The organism is Pedobacter sp. BG31 (assembly GCF_042464845.1).
GTDB lineage: Bacteria > Bacteroidota > Bacteroidia > Sphingobacteriales > Sphingobacteriaceae > Pedobacter > Pedobacter suwonensis.
In genome coordinates this window covers 251,885-268,776 of the sequence record NZ_JBHNZK010000003.1, presented here as the reverse complement: position 1 = coordinate 268,776, position 16,892 = coordinate 251,885, and the positions used below count along the sequence as shown (strand labels likewise).

General features: G+C 40.2%; 9 protein-coding genes. 4 read left to right on the top strand and 5 right to left on the bottom strand.

Annotated features, from left to right (window positions below; all coding sequences use genetic code 11):
* Positions 1-769: 769 nt before the first annotated feature.
* The 3 genes from ACFE6N_RS06295 to ACFE6N_RS06285 all read left to right on the top strand — a co-directional run bounded on the left by ACFE6N_RS06295 (position 770) and on the right by ACFE6N_RS06285 (position 7,498).
* Positions 770-4,267 (top strand): family 78 glycoside hydrolase catalytic domain, encoded by a 3,498-nt coding sequence (locus ACFE6N_RS06295; RefSeq protein ID WP_378934848.1) that lies wholly within the window; start codon positions 770-772, stop codon positions 4,265-4,267.
* A 5-nt stretch (positions 4,268-4,272) separates the two neighbouring features.
* Positions 4,273-6,621, top strand: coding sequence for an alpha-L-rhamnosidase C-terminal domain-containing protein (locus ACFE6N_RS06290; RefSeq protein WP_378934846.1), 2,349 nt, complete (start codon positions 4,273-4,275; stop codon positions 6,619-6,621).
* A 130-nt stretch (positions 6,622-6,751) separates the two neighbouring features.
* Positions 6,752-7,498, top strand: a complete 747-nt coding sequence (locus ACFE6N_RS06285; protein ID WP_378934844.1) for a metallophosphoesterase — start codon at positions 6,752-6,754, stop codon at positions 7,496-7,498.
* A gap of 84 nt (positions 7,499-7,582) precedes the next feature.
* On the opposite strand, the gene ACFE6N_RS06280 is transcribed toward ACFE6N_RS06285, so the two are convergent.
* From ACFE6N_RS06280 to ACFE6N_RS06270, 3 genes are all read right to left on the bottom strand, one after another.
* Positions 7,583-7,945, bottom strand: coding sequence for a hypothetical protein (locus ACFE6N_RS06280; RefSeq protein ID WP_378934842.1), 363 nt, complete (start codon positions 7,943-7,945; stop codon positions 7,583-7,585).
* Positions 7,946-7,967: 22 nt separating this feature from the next.
* The gene (locus tag ACFE6N_RS06275) at positions 7,968-8,621 is read right to left on the bottom strand and encodes a hypothetical protein (protein ID WP_378934840.1); all 654 of its coding nucleotides are present in this window, start codon (positions 8,619-8,621) and stop codon (positions 7,968-7,970) included.
* A 1,298-nt stretch (positions 8,622-9,919) separates the two neighbouring features.
* On the bottom strand, positions 9,920-12,067 hold the full coding sequence (locus ACFE6N_RS06270; RefSeq protein ID WP_378934838.1) for a GH92 family glycosyl hydrolase: 2,148 nt from the start codon (positions 12,065-12,067) through the stop codon (positions 9,920-9,922).
* 222 nt (positions 12,068-12,289) lie between these two features.
* On the opposite strand from ACFE6N_RS06270, the gene ACFE6N_RS06265 reads away from it, so the two are divergent.
* Positions 12,290-14,557: a glycosyl hydrolase family 95 catalytic domain-containing protein gene (locus ACFE6N_RS06265; RefSeq protein ID WP_378934836.1), complete on the top strand. Its 2,268-nt coding sequence runs from the start codon at positions 12,290-12,292 to the stop codon at positions 14,555-14,557.
* A gap of 356 nt (positions 14,558-14,913) precedes the next feature.
* Here ACFE6N_RS06265 and ACFE6N_RS06260 read toward each other — a convergent pair whose 3' ends face one another.
* Both ACFE6N_RS06260 and ACFE6N_RS06255 read right to left on the bottom strand, forming a co-directional pair.
* Complete coding sequence (locus ACFE6N_RS06260; RefSeq protein ID WP_378934834.1) at positions 14,914-15,111, bottom strand: hypothetical protein; 198 nt, start codon at positions 15,109-15,111, stop codon at positions 14,914-14,916.
* Positions 15,112-15,234: 123 nt separating this feature from the next.
* Positions 15,235-16,659 carry a glycoside hydrolase family 125 protein gene (locus ACFE6N_RS06255; protein WP_378934833.1) on the bottom strand — a complete coding sequence of 475 codons (1,425 nt, stop codon included), beginning with the start codon at positions 16,657-16,659 and terminating at the stop codon, positions 15,235-15,237.
* Positions 16,660-16,892: the final 233 nt, after the last annotated feature.

Below are 16,892 nucleotides of genomic sequence, written 5' to 3'. Positions count from 1 at the left end.
CTGCGAGCGTTCACACTTGCGCAATTTGAAAACTTCAACTATGATGTGTGAAAGCTTCTATATTGTCATCGACTAAAAGATACTAAGTCTTTTAGCCGTTATATAGTTCCTCTAAAATCATGATTAAATTCTTTCGAATGGTTGTTTGTTTTTTTTTCAAAAAAACGTATATTTAAACAATAGCAATTGCAACTAAAAAATACACAAAAAAAGGTGAGCGATTCGGTGAGTTAGAAATCAAAACCTTTACAGATAGTCATAAAACGCAGGAAATAGGGCAAGGTTCCTATCCCAGCGGGATCACAAGCAGCCTTACAGAAATGTGAGGCTTTTTTGTTTTATTATCTTCTGTAAATGTTTGAACAGATTTTTTAATAAATCAAGGAATTAAATAGTCCATTTTGAAACATTTCAATAAGGCATCATAGAAGAACTTGCCATTACCATTATTATTAATCGGTATTACCTATCGCAAAAGTACCGAAAAACCTAATACGGGAACCTACTGACCAATGAAATATAGGTAAATATGGTTTGTAAAAGGATAAAATAGATTAATTCAATCCCAATTATTTGATCGATTTTGGGCAAAAGTTTAAACTAGCTCACTATGAAAAATTTTATATAATCCATTTAGCAAATTATTACTTTGCGCAAATGATTATACAACAGCCAACTTTCTTTGATACATTCTTAGTAAAGAAGATATTATTATTTTAAGTTGAATAAAATTGAAAAAAATATACGCTAAATTATTGAATGAACGTCAATGAAATCTATAAAAATGCTTTTTATTCTGCTTCTTAATTCTTTCATCAGTTTACTTCATGCCCATGAAGCAAAATTTAATGTTGTTGACCTAAGAACAGAATATGCAACCAGTTCTTTAGGTATCGATGTAAGTAAACCCCGCTTTAGCTGGAGAATGGAAACTAAAGAAAAAAACTACAGACAGTCTGCTTATCTCATTGAAGTCAGTTCAGAAAAAGGAAATTCTGTTTGGAGGTCCGGAATCATTAAAAGTGGCAATTCGATCAATATCGACTATGAAGGCATTCCACTGAAAGCCCGTACCCGTTACTATTGGCGTGTAATGGTATGGGATCAAAATAAAATTAGCAGCACAGCAAAATCCTGGTTCGAAACAGGTTTAATGAACCCTAAAATTTCGGCATGGAACAACGCTAAATGGATTGGTGGCGGTAGTGATGACCTGGTACTTTATCCACAATATTTGCCTGTTTTTAAGTTAAGTTGCACCATACAGCTTGATCAGTTATCAAATACAACGCATGCCGGGTTGATTTTTGGGGCGAATGACCAGCGCTTAATGGACAGAAACAAAAATCAATTTAATCTGACTTCAGATAAAGATAGTTCATATATAAAGCTGGAACTTGATGTATCGGCACTTCAACAGGAAAATTCAGCAGTCATTCATGTATTCCGTGCAGGCTACAATCCCGGAGAAAGCACTATCCAACCTTTGCACACTTTTAAAATACCATTATCGCTAATCAATTCAACAAATGCCTACCAAACGCACAGGCTATACATCTCTTCAGTTTTAGGCGCAACAAAAATTTATTTAGATGATGAAAAGGAAGAGCACCTCATCGGTCAAATTGGATTAAATCCTTTAGGACAGGGTGGCGACTTTATCAGTTATCCCGTAGTGGCCGATATTGGATTTGCAGTACGTGAAAACGAAACGGCTCAGTTCTCCAACTTACAGATAAGTAACTATAGAAGCCCCTCAAATACACTCTATAAAGGCTACGAAAAGCCATTTGTGCTAAAAAGTAGCGGAAAACCAACTTTTCATATTATAAATCCCGCTAAAAACTCAATGCCTATGTTTAGGACTACATTTAAGCTTCAATCGGGCAAGATTGCAAAAGCTCGTTTATACATCACTTCGCGGGGTATTTATGATGCATACATCAATGGAAAACGTATCGGGGAAGATTATTTTAACCCTGGATTAACACAATATACCAAAAGTCAGATGTATCAAACCTTTGATGTAACTAAACTGATGATTTCTGGCAAGAATGCTATAGGTGTTATTCTTGGCGAAGGATGGTGGAGCGGCGGAAGTACTTATATGGGGGATTTCTGGAATTTCTTTGGAGACCGACAATCGTTTTTGTCAAAATTGGTGATTACTTATGCCAATGGCCATGAAAAAATAATAGTTAGTCAACCAAAAACCTGGAAATGCTTTACCAAAGGACCTTGGATATACGGAAGTATGTTTCAGGGCGAAGTATATGATGCTACGAAAGAAAAAGCGATTCTAAATTGGAGTAGTTCCTCCTACCTGGATACCGCCTGGAAGAATGTAGAAGAAGTACAGCTCAAAAACACGATCAGCCTGGATGCTAAAAACAGGATGAATGGCATGCCCGATGTTGATGATTATCGGGAGCTTTCTATCATAAGCCAGCTAGGGGAAACAATTCGGAAGGTAAACCGTATAAGGGCAAAATCAATGGAAGAAGTAAGACCAGGCGTATTTGTTTATGATATGGGGCAAAATTTGGCCGGTGTACCGCATATACAATTACATGGAATTACATCAGGAACAACCATTAAGCTACGTTATGCCGAAGTAAAGTATCCGAATGCAAAGCAATATGAAAAACATGCCGGCATGATTATGTTGGAAAACATACGGGCAGCAATGGCACAAGACATCTACATTACCCATGGCGGTGAGGAAACAATTGCTCCCAGATTTACCTATCACGGATTTAGATACATCGAAATCACCGGAATAAAAAAGCCTTTAGCCTTATCAGATGTATGTGCTGATGTATTAAGTTCCGTACATCAAATTAATTCCTCCTTTGAAACTTCCAATCCACTGGTAAACCGGTTGTGGCAAAATATCAAATGGTCTATGATGGCCAATTTTATGTCTATACCAACAGATTGTCCGCAACGAAATGAACGCTTGGGTTGGAGCGGAGACATCTCGGTTTTTAGCCCTACGGCAACTTATTTGTCAAATATGCCTCAGTTTTTTAGAAAACATATGCTAGCCATGAGAGATGTACAACGTGCCGACGGAAGATTTGCTGATGTTGCACCCTTGGGTGGCGGATTTGGCGACGTACTTTGGGGCAGCGCAGGTATTACGGTTGCATGGGAAAGTTATCAGCAATATGCAGATAAAAGCATGATAGAAGAACACTACCCTGCAATGAAAAATTATATTGATTTCTTGCTTCAACAGATTGATTCTAAAAGCAATGTTTTAGATGAGAAGAATAGAAACAATTGGTCTAGCCTTGGCGATTGGCTAAGTCCACAGTATGACCAGACCGAAAAAACTTTATTATGGGAAGCCTATCTAATTTATGACCTTGATAAACTAATCAGAATGGCTACCGTGCTACAGAAATACAATGATGCAGCCAGGCTCCAACAACTATATAATGATCGAAAGTCCCATTTTAATAAAACTTATGTAGAAGTTGGAACAGGCATTACCCGGTTTAGTGGAAAAAAAATAGATACCCAAAGTTCTTATGCCGTTCCATTAGCCTTAGGAATTATTGATGACGACAAAAAAGAACTTGTGGCACGAAACCTGAATAACACCGTAACCAGGAAAAACATTGGCGATGATGGTAAAATTTATCCTGAATATTCATTGATGACAGGGTTTATTGGTACAGCCTGGATTTTAAAGGCGCTTTCTGAGGGTGGAAACAACGAAAGTGCTTATCTGCAGCTGCAACAAACAGCCTACCCCTCCTGGCTTTATCCGGTTAACCAGGGGGCAACCACGATATGGGAACGCTTAAATTCGTATACACATGATCAGGGATTTGGAGGAAATAACAACATGAACTCCTTCAATCATTACTCATTTGGTGCAGTTGGTGCATGGATGTACGAAAATGTTTTGGGCATACAACATGATGAAAACAATCCAGGCTTTAAACATTTTATTATCGCCCCAAAACCAGATCCTTCCGGAAAAATGAAATCTGCGAAAGGACACTACGAATCTTTATATGGACAGATTGCAGTTAGCTGGGCAATCGCGAATAACAGATGCAACTATTCCATCCAGATACCACCTAATACTACAGCATCAGTTTTTATCATCGCCACTACAGCAGATCAATTTTCTAGTGATCCGGATGGTTCGCCAAATGAGATAATGAAATATTTTATTAAAAACACCAACAATTGTTTACAACTTGAATTGCCGTCCGGAAACTACAGTTTTACTACAATCAAGAACCATTAATAAAAATGAAAAAGCATCAGATTACGTTAAGCATGACTAATTTTAAACTAAAACAATATATCTGTTATATTTCAATTTGTTTCCTAATTTTTATTAAAGCTCAACCCTCTTTTGCTCAGGATAAATCAATGGTCGGTTATTGGATTTCTACCCCCTTAAAAGAGGCAAACAAGGCTAATTGCTGGATAGCATTTCGCCGGGACTTAACCCTTAAAGAAAAACCCGAACAGGCATTGACCACCATTGCCGCAGATACCAAATACTGGCTTTGGATAAATGGTAAACTAGTCATATTTGAAGGAGGGTTAAAACGCGGACCTAATCCGAAGGATACTTATGCAGATAAGATTAATCTTGCTCCATATTTAAAAAAGGGTAAAAATAAGATTGCCATTTTACTTTGGTATTTTGGTAAAAATGGCTTTTCGCACGTAGGCAGTGGTGTTGCTGGCCTTTATTTTAATATGAATGCAGGAAATACCATGATCAATAGCGACATGAGCTGGTCTTGCCGTATACATCCGGCTTATGGCGATACGGAAGCTCCATTTCCGAACTACCGCCTGCCAGAATCAAATATCCGTTTTGATGCCAGAAAAGATATCACCAAATGGCAAACCGCGCCAGCAACTGCGCTTGCTGGTTTTAGCAATGCATCGATCATCGGGCAGCCTGGTGATGCTCCATTGAACAAACTGCTAGAACGCCCTATCCCCCAATGGAAAAACTTTGGGATAAAGACAGCAAAATTTTATCGCCTTAGAGGCAATATTAACGATACGATCGTTGCACAGCTTCCATATAATATGCAGCTTACCCCCATTATTTCAGTAAAGGACGATATGGGTGGCCAGCTGATCAAAATCAATACCGACCATAGCAACGCTGGAGGAACCGACAACTTGCGGGCAGAATATATCACAAAAAAAGGTTTTCAGGAATATGAATCTTATGGATGGTTGAATGGCGAAAAAATAATACTTGTTGTGCCCAAGGCCATTAAAGTAAGCGCAATTAAATATCGCGAAACGGGTTACGATGCCGAACCAGAGGGTGTTTTTGCCAGTAGTGATGCGTTTTACAACCGATTTTGGAAAAAGGCCCAGCGCACTTTATATGTTAACATGCGTGATAACTATTTTGATTGCCCTGACAGGGAACGGGCGCAATGGTGGGGAGATGCCGTACTGCTCATGGGCGAAAGTTTCTACACCTACTCTACTTCCACACATGCTTTAATGCGGAAAGCAATAAGCGAGCTTGCAGCCTGGCAACGCCCCACAGGCGAATTGTTTGCGCCAATTCCTGGCAACTTTAATCAGGAACTTCCCGATCAGATGCTGACCAGCATTGGCTATTACGGTTTTTGGAATTACTATATCAATACCGGCGACCGTAAAACGATTGAAGAGGTTTATCCAGCTGTAAAAAGATACCTGGCAATATGGAAAACTGACGAAAGCGGGCTGACTACATTGCGGAAGGGCAACTGGCTTTGGGGCGACTGGGGTGATAACATTGATGTAAGGCTTATCATGGCGGGTTGGCATTATCTTGCTTTAGATGGCGCTTCGAGAATGGCTGATATGCTTGGATATCCCAAAGATGCTGCCATGTACCGCCAGATAATGAATAATGTAAAAAGTGGTTATAATAAATGCTGGGACGGACATGCGTACCGCCATCCTTCATACACAAAACAAACCGATGACCGTGTACAGGCCCTTGCTGTGATTTCCGGAATTGCTGATCCATCAAAATACAAAGCTATTTCCCAGGTACTGCATACGCAGAGGCATGCAAGCCCTTATATGGAAAAATATGTGATGGAAGCACTTTTTAAGATGGGAGAAGGAAAATATGCGATGGAGCGAACAAAGCAACGATTCGCTGAAATGGTTAACAATCCATATTACACTACATTATTCGAAGGTTGGGGTATAGGTGAAAATGGATTTGGTGGCGGCACCACCAATCATGCCTGGAGTGGTGGTGCCCAGATCGTGATCTCACAATACCTGTTTGGAATCAGACCTATTGAAGCTGGATACAAAACCTTTCTGATTGAGCCTGACCCTGCAAATCTAAGCAAAGGAACCCTTAATGTACCCACTGTAAAAGGAATGGTTAACACCTCATTCGAAAATAATACCAACGGGTTTAAGTTACAGCTTACTGTTCCACTGGGTACAACAGCTGTTATACGCCTGCCTGCAGGCTCAAAGGTTTTTGTCAATAAAAATCTACTCGAAACAAAAGAATTGGAGGTAGCAGGATTAACAAAGAAAACGAATACCATCACTTTTAAGCTTAGCCCGGGAAAATACAAGATTAAGCGGCAACAGCCTTTGTAGAACTAATCAAAACTGTTTCGAAATCTCACGAACCTGTCTGGTCAAGACTCATTGATATGAATCAGTTGAGTTAAAACATGATGTAATTTTCTTTTATAAATAATTATATTGGCACTTACACACATAATAAATGAGGATAAAGATCATCAGCGACTTGCATCAGGAATTTGGAATTTCTGATATGGACTTTGGCAATGCTGATTTGGTGATCCTGGCTGGCGATACAAACTTAGGTACAAAGGGTATTGATTGGGTAAAAGATAATGTCAGGGATAAGCCGGTAATCTATATATTGGGGAATCATGAATATTACAAGGGTGCCTATCCTAAAACCCTCGATCAAATCATAAAAGCATCTCTTCATTCAAATATTATCGTTCTTGAAGATAAAATGGTTGAATTTGAAGGCATCAGATTTCATGGTGCAACCTTATGGACTGACTTTTCTCTTTTTGGCAGCCCGGTTGAGTACGGTATAATATGTCAGGCACAAATGAACGACTATAGACAGATTCGCAAAACCCCATCCTATTCGAAGCTCAGAAGCATAGATACCTATAAAATCCACCAGGCATCAAAGCGATGGCTACAACAAAGCCTTGAAGAATCTAATGGATATAAAAATATTGTAATCACTCATCATGCTCCTAGTATAAAATCGATACCTGAAGAATATAAAAATGAGCCGATATCTTCAGCTTATGCTTCGAATCTGGAAGATGTGATCTTAAAATACCAGCCTGATTATTGGGTCCATGGCCATATCCATACACCTGTGAGGTACCACATTGGCAAAACTGAAATTATATGCAATCCACATGGCTATATAAACGAGGAGTATAATGGATATGACATCGATTTAATCATCGAGATTTAGAAGATACGCAATATGAAAGTGCTTCACCAAACTTGTATAACGTGGGGTTAGTACACGGGGCTCAATGACTAACCTGACTTAAGCTTAGTAAAAGCGATATTTATCCAGAACTACCCTTTTTTCTGGTTTGTGGTCACATTCATCCGCTAGGCCCAACTCGTAGAGGCGTTTTAATATTTCCTCATTTCGACCTCCATACCTGAGACCTGAAATACATGAAACCTGCATAGCGCTTATGGTCCTGCTAAGTTCATCGGGAGTTTGTGGTTGCTTTTTAAAATAGCAATGGCCATATTCAATTTTAGAATGATCAATGAGGTCTGGCGCTTCGGCTTGAGGCGCACCGCAGGAAGTGCATACCTGATCTTCCACATAGAAATCTCCCTGGGTATTTTCAGGATATCTTTCAGGTAGTCTTTTACCAAAAAAGGTTTCAAATATTTTCATTACAGGCCAGTATAGTGAAAATCTAGTTTGTAGAAGATAACGACATGGATAATTTACCTTCAGGCGCTTTGCCAAAGTGGTTCGTATACCATTCAATTAGTTTATCAGATTTAAACTGGCTATTTCCATTTATTCCCCTAATGAATCTTTTGGCAGATTTGGTACCATCTTCGCCATTCATGGCCTGGTAAAGCACATAGTCGACTATAATTTTGTCTTCAGGTTTTGGTCCTTTGTAAGATAAGATTGCGCCGTCTTTTCCAATAATAAATGGTGCAGGATCACTAATATTTAAAATATTTCTGAAATCAGCTGATGAAGCATTATTAACCAGCCTGTTGGTATTTGAAGTGCTATCTGAACCGATGCAAAGTTTGGTAAAAACCACATCAGGGTACTTAGCAAAACGTTCCTTTAATAACAGGTAAGCTTTTTCTTGCTGCTCAGAAAGTTTTTTATCCTTCCAAACATATAGGTAGACCGTTTTTCCATTGTATGAGCTACCAAAAGTTTGATGTTTTCCGTTCAGGTCTTCAATTTGTATGTCAGAAATATGCGTACTGGTATAGTCATTATAATTTTTAACCACAAGTTTAGCAATTCCCTTAACCATCATGGTACAAGAGCTGGCGAGAATACAAATGGAGAAAATAAGAAAGTAAAATGATTTTTTCATGTTCAGATTGGTTTGAGGCTGTAAGTATAGTTAATTAATTATTATAGCAAAGACGATCAGGATCTAATTTAGGTTGCATCCTTATTTCTTTTTTTATGGTTTTTACGGAGCATATCCCAATGGTTGTGTTTCACCGACAGTAATAAATAATTTAATGTAGAAAATGATCGACCGGTAGTTCTTGGCGGTCTGCAGTCCCGCCATTCGCTATAGCTCCGATAGAGAATCTTGGTAACACTATAAACCATTGCTTAAATCGGAGGCTGCCGCTTCTGTCTGGTTTAGGAACAAGGTTTTATGCACCCTGCAACCGTTAATATGAAATGCTGCCAAAGCCACCTAGCCCCGGCTGAAGCATTACCCTGCAGCAACGAGGTACGAGGCAGCGAAGCGTAAAAGCAAAAGACGGGAGGAGATTTCTGCTCAGCACAGGCCTTGCGCTCCAAACAAAGATTACCAATGGTATTTTACAATTACGCCACCTTCTATATGGACCTCAAACTTTTATCCTATTTGTTAGCGTCCCCAACGAACGTAATAAATTATCTATTTAAGAAAATGATCGACCGGTAGTTCTTGGCGGTCTGCAGTCCCGCCATTCGCTATAGCTCCGATAGAAAATCCTATTAACACTATAAACCATTGTTGAAATCGGAGGCTGCCGCTTCTGTCTGGTTTAGAAACAAAGGTTTCTGACCCCTGCAACCTTCAATATGAAATGCTGCCAAAGCCACCTAGCCCCGGCTGAAGCGTTACCCTGCAGCAACGAGGTAGGAGGCAGCGAAGCGTAAAAGCAAAAGACGGGAGGAGATTTCCTGCTCAGCAAAGGCCTTGCGCTCCAAACAAAGATTACCAATGGCATTTTACAATTACGCCACCTTCTATAAGGACCTCAAACTTTTATCCTATTTGTTAGCGTCCCCAACGAACGTAATAAATTATCTATGTAAGAAAATGATCGACCGGTAGTTCTTGGCGGTCTGCAGTCCCGCCATTCGCTATAGCTCCGATAGAGAATCTTGGTAACACTATAAACCATTGCTTGAATCGGAGGCTGCCGCTTCTGTCGGGTTTAGGAGCAAGGGTTTATGCCCCTCGGCAACCGTTAATATGAAATGCTGCCAAAGCTACCTGGCCCCGGCTGAAGCATTACCCTGCAGCAACGAGGTACGAGGCAGCGAAGCGTAAAAGCAAAAGACGGGAGGAGATTTCCTGCTCAGCACAGGCCTTGCGCTCCAAACAAAGGTTAATCATTAGCATTTTACAATTACTCCCCCTTTTATATGGACCTCAAACTTTTATTTAGTACCAATCTCTACCTGACCTCCTTTTTTAAACAAGTCATGAGAAATAAAATACCCCGGTATCGCTTTTCCATTAACTTTGATATTATTAATCCCTCTTCCTTGGCCTGGTTTGGAAATCGTTAACATTTTTCCTGTATTGGTTTTCCATTTTACCTCATCAAAAAGAGGAGCGGTAACGATATAAGTTGGATCAGTAGCCGAGAATGGATATAAACCCAGTGCACTAAACACATACCAGGCCGACATTTCGCCGGCATCGTCCATTCCGGAGAGCGCCAAACCATCATCGCCTATACCATATAGTTCGTTTAAAATCTTATCAATAATTTTCTGCGATTTTTCCGGCTTGCCGATAAAGGTATAAGCAAAAGGTGCTTCATGGTCAGGCTGGTTGCCCTGGCAATATTGCCCGATCATGGTTTCTACATTGCGGGCAATGTATTTCGGGTTCCAGGGTAAGGTAAATAGCGAATCCAGTTTGGATTCGAAGCCTTTTGCACCACCATACAGCTCTATTAAACCTTTCATATCATGTGGCGCATAAAACGAAACCTGCCAGGCATTCGCTTCTCTGTACATATATTCGTAGTATGGATACTGAGGGTTGAAAGGTTTGATCCAGTCACCATTTGCTAACCTGCCCCTCATAAAACGTGTAGCCGGATCGAACATGTTTTTATAATTTTTCGACCGGGCCATCAGTGCGTGGTAATTACTGCTATCGCCGAGTTTTTTAGCAATTTGAGCAAGCGAATAATCGTCATAGGCATACTCGAGAGTTTTGGAAACACCTGCCTTCGCTTTGGTTTCTACATGTGGATTTTTAACATCAGGGTCTGAAATATATCCCTTCTCGATATATTCTTTCACAAACGGACGGGCACCGCCATCCACATTGGCATTACGTAACAAAATCTGGTAGGTACCTTTGATGTCGAAACCATCAATCCCCCTCAAATAAGCCCCGGCAATGGATGAAGCACCATGATCGCCATGAAAAAAGGTAGGAATAAAACCCGTTTTATCGCCCACATCCTTCATCGATTTAATTACATCCAAAGTAACCTGAGGTGTAATCAGACCTAAAAGCACGTCTTTATTGCGGTAAGTGTCCCAAAGTGATGGTTCTGTATAATAATTGAAATTTCCTTTTACCACATTGCGTTTTGCATCTCTAAACTCACCGTTGACATCACTACGCAAAGCCGGCCATAAGAAAGATCTGTACAGGCAGGAATACAACATCTGTTTTTGCTTCTGCGTTCCGCCCTTTACCTGAATGTTTGATAATAGTGCCTCCCACTTTTCGGTTGCTTCCCGGCGGATCTGTGCAAATGTGTTATTTCCGATTTCTTTCTCCAGGTTTTCTTTGGCATTGGCTATACTCACAAAAGATAACCCGATTTTAAGTTCGACCGGGGCTTTACTCCCATCAGCCAAATTCACGATTGCATAACCAGAACGTTTGCCGGCATCAACAATCTCAAGTTTATCAATCGTTCCATTTACTACCGCATAAAAATACACATTTTCACCTCCCTGAAAACCTTGTATGGCGGATGACCCGTCCTGCGCAAGATTCCAGGTATTAACACTGCTGTTGGCTTTTCCCATGCTGAACAGGATTTGCCTGTCGTTATTTTCTTTGAAAGTATATTCGTGAAAACCGCATCTTAATGTTGATGTCAGCCTCACATCCACCTGATAATCATCTAAATATACCTGATAAAAGCCAGGTGCTGCGCTTTCTTTTTTGTGCGAAAACTTTGAACCAAATTTACCTTTTGGGTTGGATAGTGGTAAGATGGGAATATTGCATAAATTCCAGTGCCCTTTATTTGTGTGTGCAAAACCATAAATGGTATCATCTTCATACTCGTAACCTGCACCCGAACCAAATTCCGTAATGGGACTTAACTGCACCATGGCATTTGGTAAGGAGCTGCCAGGGAAAGTTAAACCTGCCCATGACCGCCAGCCTTCAGGCAACTCATATCCCAAAATTTTAGGATCAGTCAGAGGTGCTGTACCAATAAAGGTGTTCACATATGGTGTTAATTTAGCTTGCGCCTGTAATTTGTGATGAATCGCGATAATAAATATCAAGAGAATGGTGAAGGATTGGGCTGGCAATTTCATTTTAGATAAAACGTTTTAGTATTTTATCAAATATATAAAATCTATTAAACCAATGTATAGAATATCATAATAGTTACCTGCTAAAATCAGCGAAAGTGTCCAATTGGGATGCTTAAATAGTTGAATAATTTGCCAAATATCAGTATGCTTTGCCGCCGCGATTTTCATGCTCGCTGTGCTATTTTATATATCTTTGGCTTAAAGACTAATCAAATAACCAATATGCTTTTAAATTACAGGCAAAACATCCTTTGCGCATTTTTCTTGTACTTACTGCTCTTCTGCTCTGCCAACAGGCTTCTTGCACAGAACAAAGAAAATACTGCCTTTACCATGTGGGATACCAAACCTGCACAGCAATGGATGACGGAAGCCTATCCTATCGGTAACGGACGTATCGGCGGGATGATTTTCGGAGGTGTTGATCAGGAACATATTCAATTTAATGACAATACGCTATGGACCGGCGATGAGAACGACCGGGGTATGTACCAGGCTTTTGGCGATTTGTTTATTGATTTCAATCATAAAGAACAACAATTTACCAACTATACCCGTAAACTCAATCTTACTAATGCTGTACATACCATTAGTTATACCCAAAATGGCAACCAATTTAAACGTGAGTATTTTTGCAGCTTTCCGGATAAAGTGATGGTACTGCGCTTTACCGCTAACCAGAAAAAAGCTTATTCTGCAATGATTGGCTTAAAAGATGCGCATGATGGGATCATCATCGCGAAGGGCAATACCATTCAGATTACGGGTAAACTACCAAATGGCATGACTTACCAGGCTATTGCTGCTGTTAAGATCGAAAATGGAAAGCTTGAATCGATAAAAGATGGTAATACTGAAAAATTGAAAATAACAGCTGCTGACGCCATTACCCTTACGTTTACTGCGGCGACCAATTACAGCAATAAACGAGCGCAAAACTGGAAAGGTGAAGAGCCGGCACCTAAAGTTAACCGTATTTTAAATGCCGTTAAAGCCAAAAGTTATGATAAACTTTTAAATGCACATATTCAGGATTATAGCAAATTATATAATCGCCTCGCAATAAACCTTGGCAAGAGCGATGAAAATACACAGAAGCTACCCACCTACCAAAGATTGATCAACTATAAAAATAAAGCAGACCCCGCTCTTGAAGCATTAATTTTTCAGTATGGCAGATATTTGCTGATCAGTTCATCAAGAGCAGGTGGCTTACCTGCCAATTTGCAAGGACTTTGGAACGAAAGCAACACGCCGCCATGGGGCAGTGATTACCACTCAAACATCAACATCCAGATGAATTACTGGCTTGCCGAGCCGACCAACCTCTCTGAATGCATGATCCCCTACTTAGATTATATTAACAGCATGCGCGAGGTGAGTGCCATGCATACCCGCAAGCAGTATCCAAATACCAGAGGCTGGACGGTTAAAACCGAAAATAATATTTTTGGTGGCATGAGCTTTCTTTGGAATACCCCTGGAAGTGCCTGGTATGCGCAGGCTCTTTGGGAGCATTATGCCTTTACAAAGGATAAAAATTACCTGAAGAACTTTGCCTATCCGATAATAAAAGAAATCGCTGAATTTTGGGATGACCATTTAAAAAGGAGACCAGATGGAACACTGGTATCACCAATGGGCTGGTCGCCAGAACACGGACCAACGGAAGATGGGGTTACGCATGATCAACAAATTGTGTTTGACCTTTTTACCAACTACATTGAAGCGGCTGAAGTTTTGGGCGTAGATGCTGATTACAAAAAACACATTGCCGATTTAAAAGCACACTTATTAAAGCCAAAAATTGGGAAATGGGGTCAGTTGCAGGAATGGGAAACCGATCGTGATGACCCTGCCGACCAACACAGGCATATTTCACATCTCTTTGGTTTACACCCCGGCAGAGAAATCAGCACCATTAAAACACCAGAACTGGCAAAGGCAGCCAGAGTAACCTTAACTGCCCGTGGCGATGAATCGACCGGCTGGTCGATGGCCTGGAAAATGAATTTCTGGGCCAGGTTACAGGATGGTAATCACGCTTATAAAATCCTGCAAAACTTTATTACGCCCGTTGGTGGTTCTGGTACCGACTACAATAAGGGAGGGGGAATCTATACCAATTTACTCTGCGCACACCCACCCTTTCAAATTGACGGAAATTTCGGCTATACTGCAGGTATTTCTGAAATGCTGCTGCAAAGCCAGGCCGGCGAACTGCAATTTCTGCCAGCTTTGCCTGATCAATGGGTTACGGGAAGCATTCAGGGTTTAAGGGCACGTGGAGACTTCGAAATTACCGATCTGGAGTGGAAAAATGGCAAAGTGGTTTCTTTAGCTATCAAATCGTTATCGGGCGGGCCATGTATCGTAAGAACGCCGAATCAGCTAAAGGGAAACGCGAAAGATATTGTTCAGGAAAAATCGGATAAAGATTTCAGGTATCGTTTTAATACGCTGGCCGGAAAAACGTACCAGTTTAATTAATTATCGGTGTTCGATCGGTAAACTGTTCTAAAGTTTTTTTGAACGTATTTAATTCCTGTCGGTCGCGCCGGGGGATAATTTAATGGATAAAAATCATTATAAATAACAGATAAAATCTAATTAGTGATATCCCTTGAGGAATCGTCATTCCAAACTTGATTTGATAGCTATCGGATGGGAATTTTAGATCGTTTGCTTTAAGATTCCGGCATACACGAAATCCGATTGCTATCGGATGACAACCGCACTATTTGAGTCTGTCAATCGTAACGGAGTCGAACGGTTTTTGGCCCTTAATTATAGTTAATCAAAATTGTTTATCGTATCCTCATCCAGTAGCTGATAAGAGCATAGCGCTAACAAACCTGTTTAAGTTTTCTTACTTCAATTTCACCCTGTGCCAATACAAATCGAAACATTAAAAATTCATCCGTTTCGGTGATATCAATCTGTTTGATGACACCAGCTAAATGATTATTGTTAATCGCCTCCCCTGCTTTTAGTTCCAGTAGTGTTGATGTCGGCACTTTATCGTCTACAAAAATGTTGCTCATATTGATTCGTTTAAGAACGCATAATTTACCGATTTAATCTGAATCCGCTTATGTCAAACAAAACCGTGTTTATATCGATTCGCCTTTTATCCAAACGATCAATACAAACACGGCCCGTAGCTTTTATGCCTTTAACAAGGCAGGTTTCTCATGATACGTTTTCCAGAGCAATTCTCCGAATAGCGTATTCGACCAGGCAAACCAGGCTCTTGTAAAGTTGGCTGGATTATCTTTGTTGAACGACTCGTGCATAAAACCTTTGCCTGCATGTGTTTTGCGCAAAGTATCTATACAATATTTAATCTCGGCATCATCTTTAGAGGTAAGTGCACGCATGGTAATGCTCATTGGCCAGATCATGTCTTGCCCCGCGTGTGGACCACCGATACCCTCAGCCGCTGTGCCTTTAAAGAAATATGGATTATCTTTAGAAAGGGCAAATTTCCTGGTGTTCTGATAAATCGGATCTTCAATTTTCATTGCGCCCAGATAAGGCAAACTCAATAAACTGGGTACATTTGAATCGTCCATTAAATAAGAACTTCCAAAACCATCTACCTCAAAAGCATAAATTTTGCCATATTTAGGGTGATTTACAATGGCATGTTTTTGAAGCGCAGCATTTACCTCGTTGGCCAGATTTAATAAATTACTTTCTAAAGTTTTATCGCTGTTTAGCGCTTTAATCATCTCTGCAGCCTGCTTTAGGCTTGATGCCGCAAAGAAGTTTGAAGGAACCAGAAATGGAAAAATAGTGGCGTCATCACTCGGGCGGAAAGCAGAACAGATCAAACCAACAGGATTTACCGGAAAACCGTAACCCGCCATGGGTAACGAATCGGTAGGTTGTGTGGTTTCCCGCTGGAAATGATAGGGGCCTTTACCGGTTTTGCGTTGTTGCTCTTTAAAAGTTTTCAACGTAGCCTCAATTCCTTTTTTCCAATCGGCATCGAAAGGGGTTTTATCACCTGTCTTTTTCCAATAATGGTAAGCCAAACGGATCGGGTAACACAATGAATCGATTTCCCACTTGCGCTCGTGTACGCCTGGCTGCATAGCGGTTTTATCGGTCTTCCACTCTCCCACTTTATTGGCATCACCATAAAAAGCATTGGCATAAGGATCTTTTAAAATACATTTGGTTTGGTGGATAATTACACCGGCAATCAGTTTTTTAAGTGGCTCATCCTCATTAACAAATTGCAGGTAAGGCCAAACCTGGGCTGAACTATCGCGTAGCCACATGGCATCAATGTCGCCTGTAATTACATAGGTATCTGGTCTGCCATCTTTTTCTTCATGATAAACCGTCGTATCTAAAGTATTTGGGAAACAATTTTCAAACAGCCATGCTAATTCGGGATTCTTAACATTTGACCTGAAGGTGTTAATGGCTGCGTCTACCGCTTTACTTTTAAAATGTCGTTTTGCAGCAGCTACGCGTACCACCGGAAATTCGGGCGCCAGATTAGCGGCGAACGAAAATTTTGATGCAACAACGCCTGCTCCTAATAAGCCAGTGTTTTGTATAAATGTCCTTCTTTTCATTATGATTAATTATGATATTTAGGTTTAATTTTTAGCGATAGTGTTACGATACCTTATAAATTCATATCACTTGCAGCGGTAAATATTATTCGGTTAGTCCTTAACAAATATTATCATAATTTTTCGAACATCAAAATCATAATGTTCAATTTAACTATTCCTAAATCGATTTTCTTACACAATATATTCAATTGATTCAGCTTGTGTTCTTTTGCTAAGGTGATTAATTATAG

Excerpts from the sequence above, each read along its gene's own strand:
- ACFE6N_RS06285 (WP_378934844.1), top strand. The coding sequence starts at position 6,752 with ATGAGGATAAAGATCATCAGCGACTTGCATCAGGAATTTGGAATTTCT.
- ACFE6N_RS06255 (WP_378934833.1), bottom strand. The coding sequence starts at position 16,659 with ATGAAAAGAAGGACATTTATACAAAACACTGGCTTATTAGGAGCAGGC.
- ACFE6N_RS06290 (WP_378934846.1), top strand. The coding sequence starts at position 4,273 with ATGAAAAAGCATCAGATTACGTTAAGCATGACTAATTTTAAACTAAAA.
- ACFE6N_RS06275 (WP_378934840.1), bottom strand. The coding sequence starts at position 8,621 with ATGAAAAAATCATTTTACTTTCTTATTTTCTCCATTTGTATTCTCGCC.
- ACFE6N_RS06295 (WP_378934848.1), top strand. The coding sequence starts at position 770 with ATGAAATCTATAAAAATGCTTTTTATTCTGCTTCTTAATTCTTTCATC.
- ACFE6N_RS06270 (WP_378934838.1), bottom strand. The coding sequence starts at position 12,067 with ATGAAATTGCCAGCCCAATCCTTCACCATTCTCTTGATATTTATTATC.
- ACFE6N_RS06260 (WP_378934834.1), bottom strand. The coding sequence starts at position 15,111 with ATGAGCAACATTTTTGTAGACGATAAAGTGCCGACATCAACACTACTG.
- ACFE6N_RS06280 (WP_378934842.1), bottom strand. The coding sequence starts at position 7,945 with ATGAAAATATTTGAAACCTTTTTTGGTAAAAGACTACCTGAAAGATAT.
- ACFE6N_RS06265 (WP_378934836.1), top strand. The coding sequence starts at position 12,290 with ATGCTTTTAAATTACAGGCAAAACATCCTTTGCGCATTTTTCTTGTAC.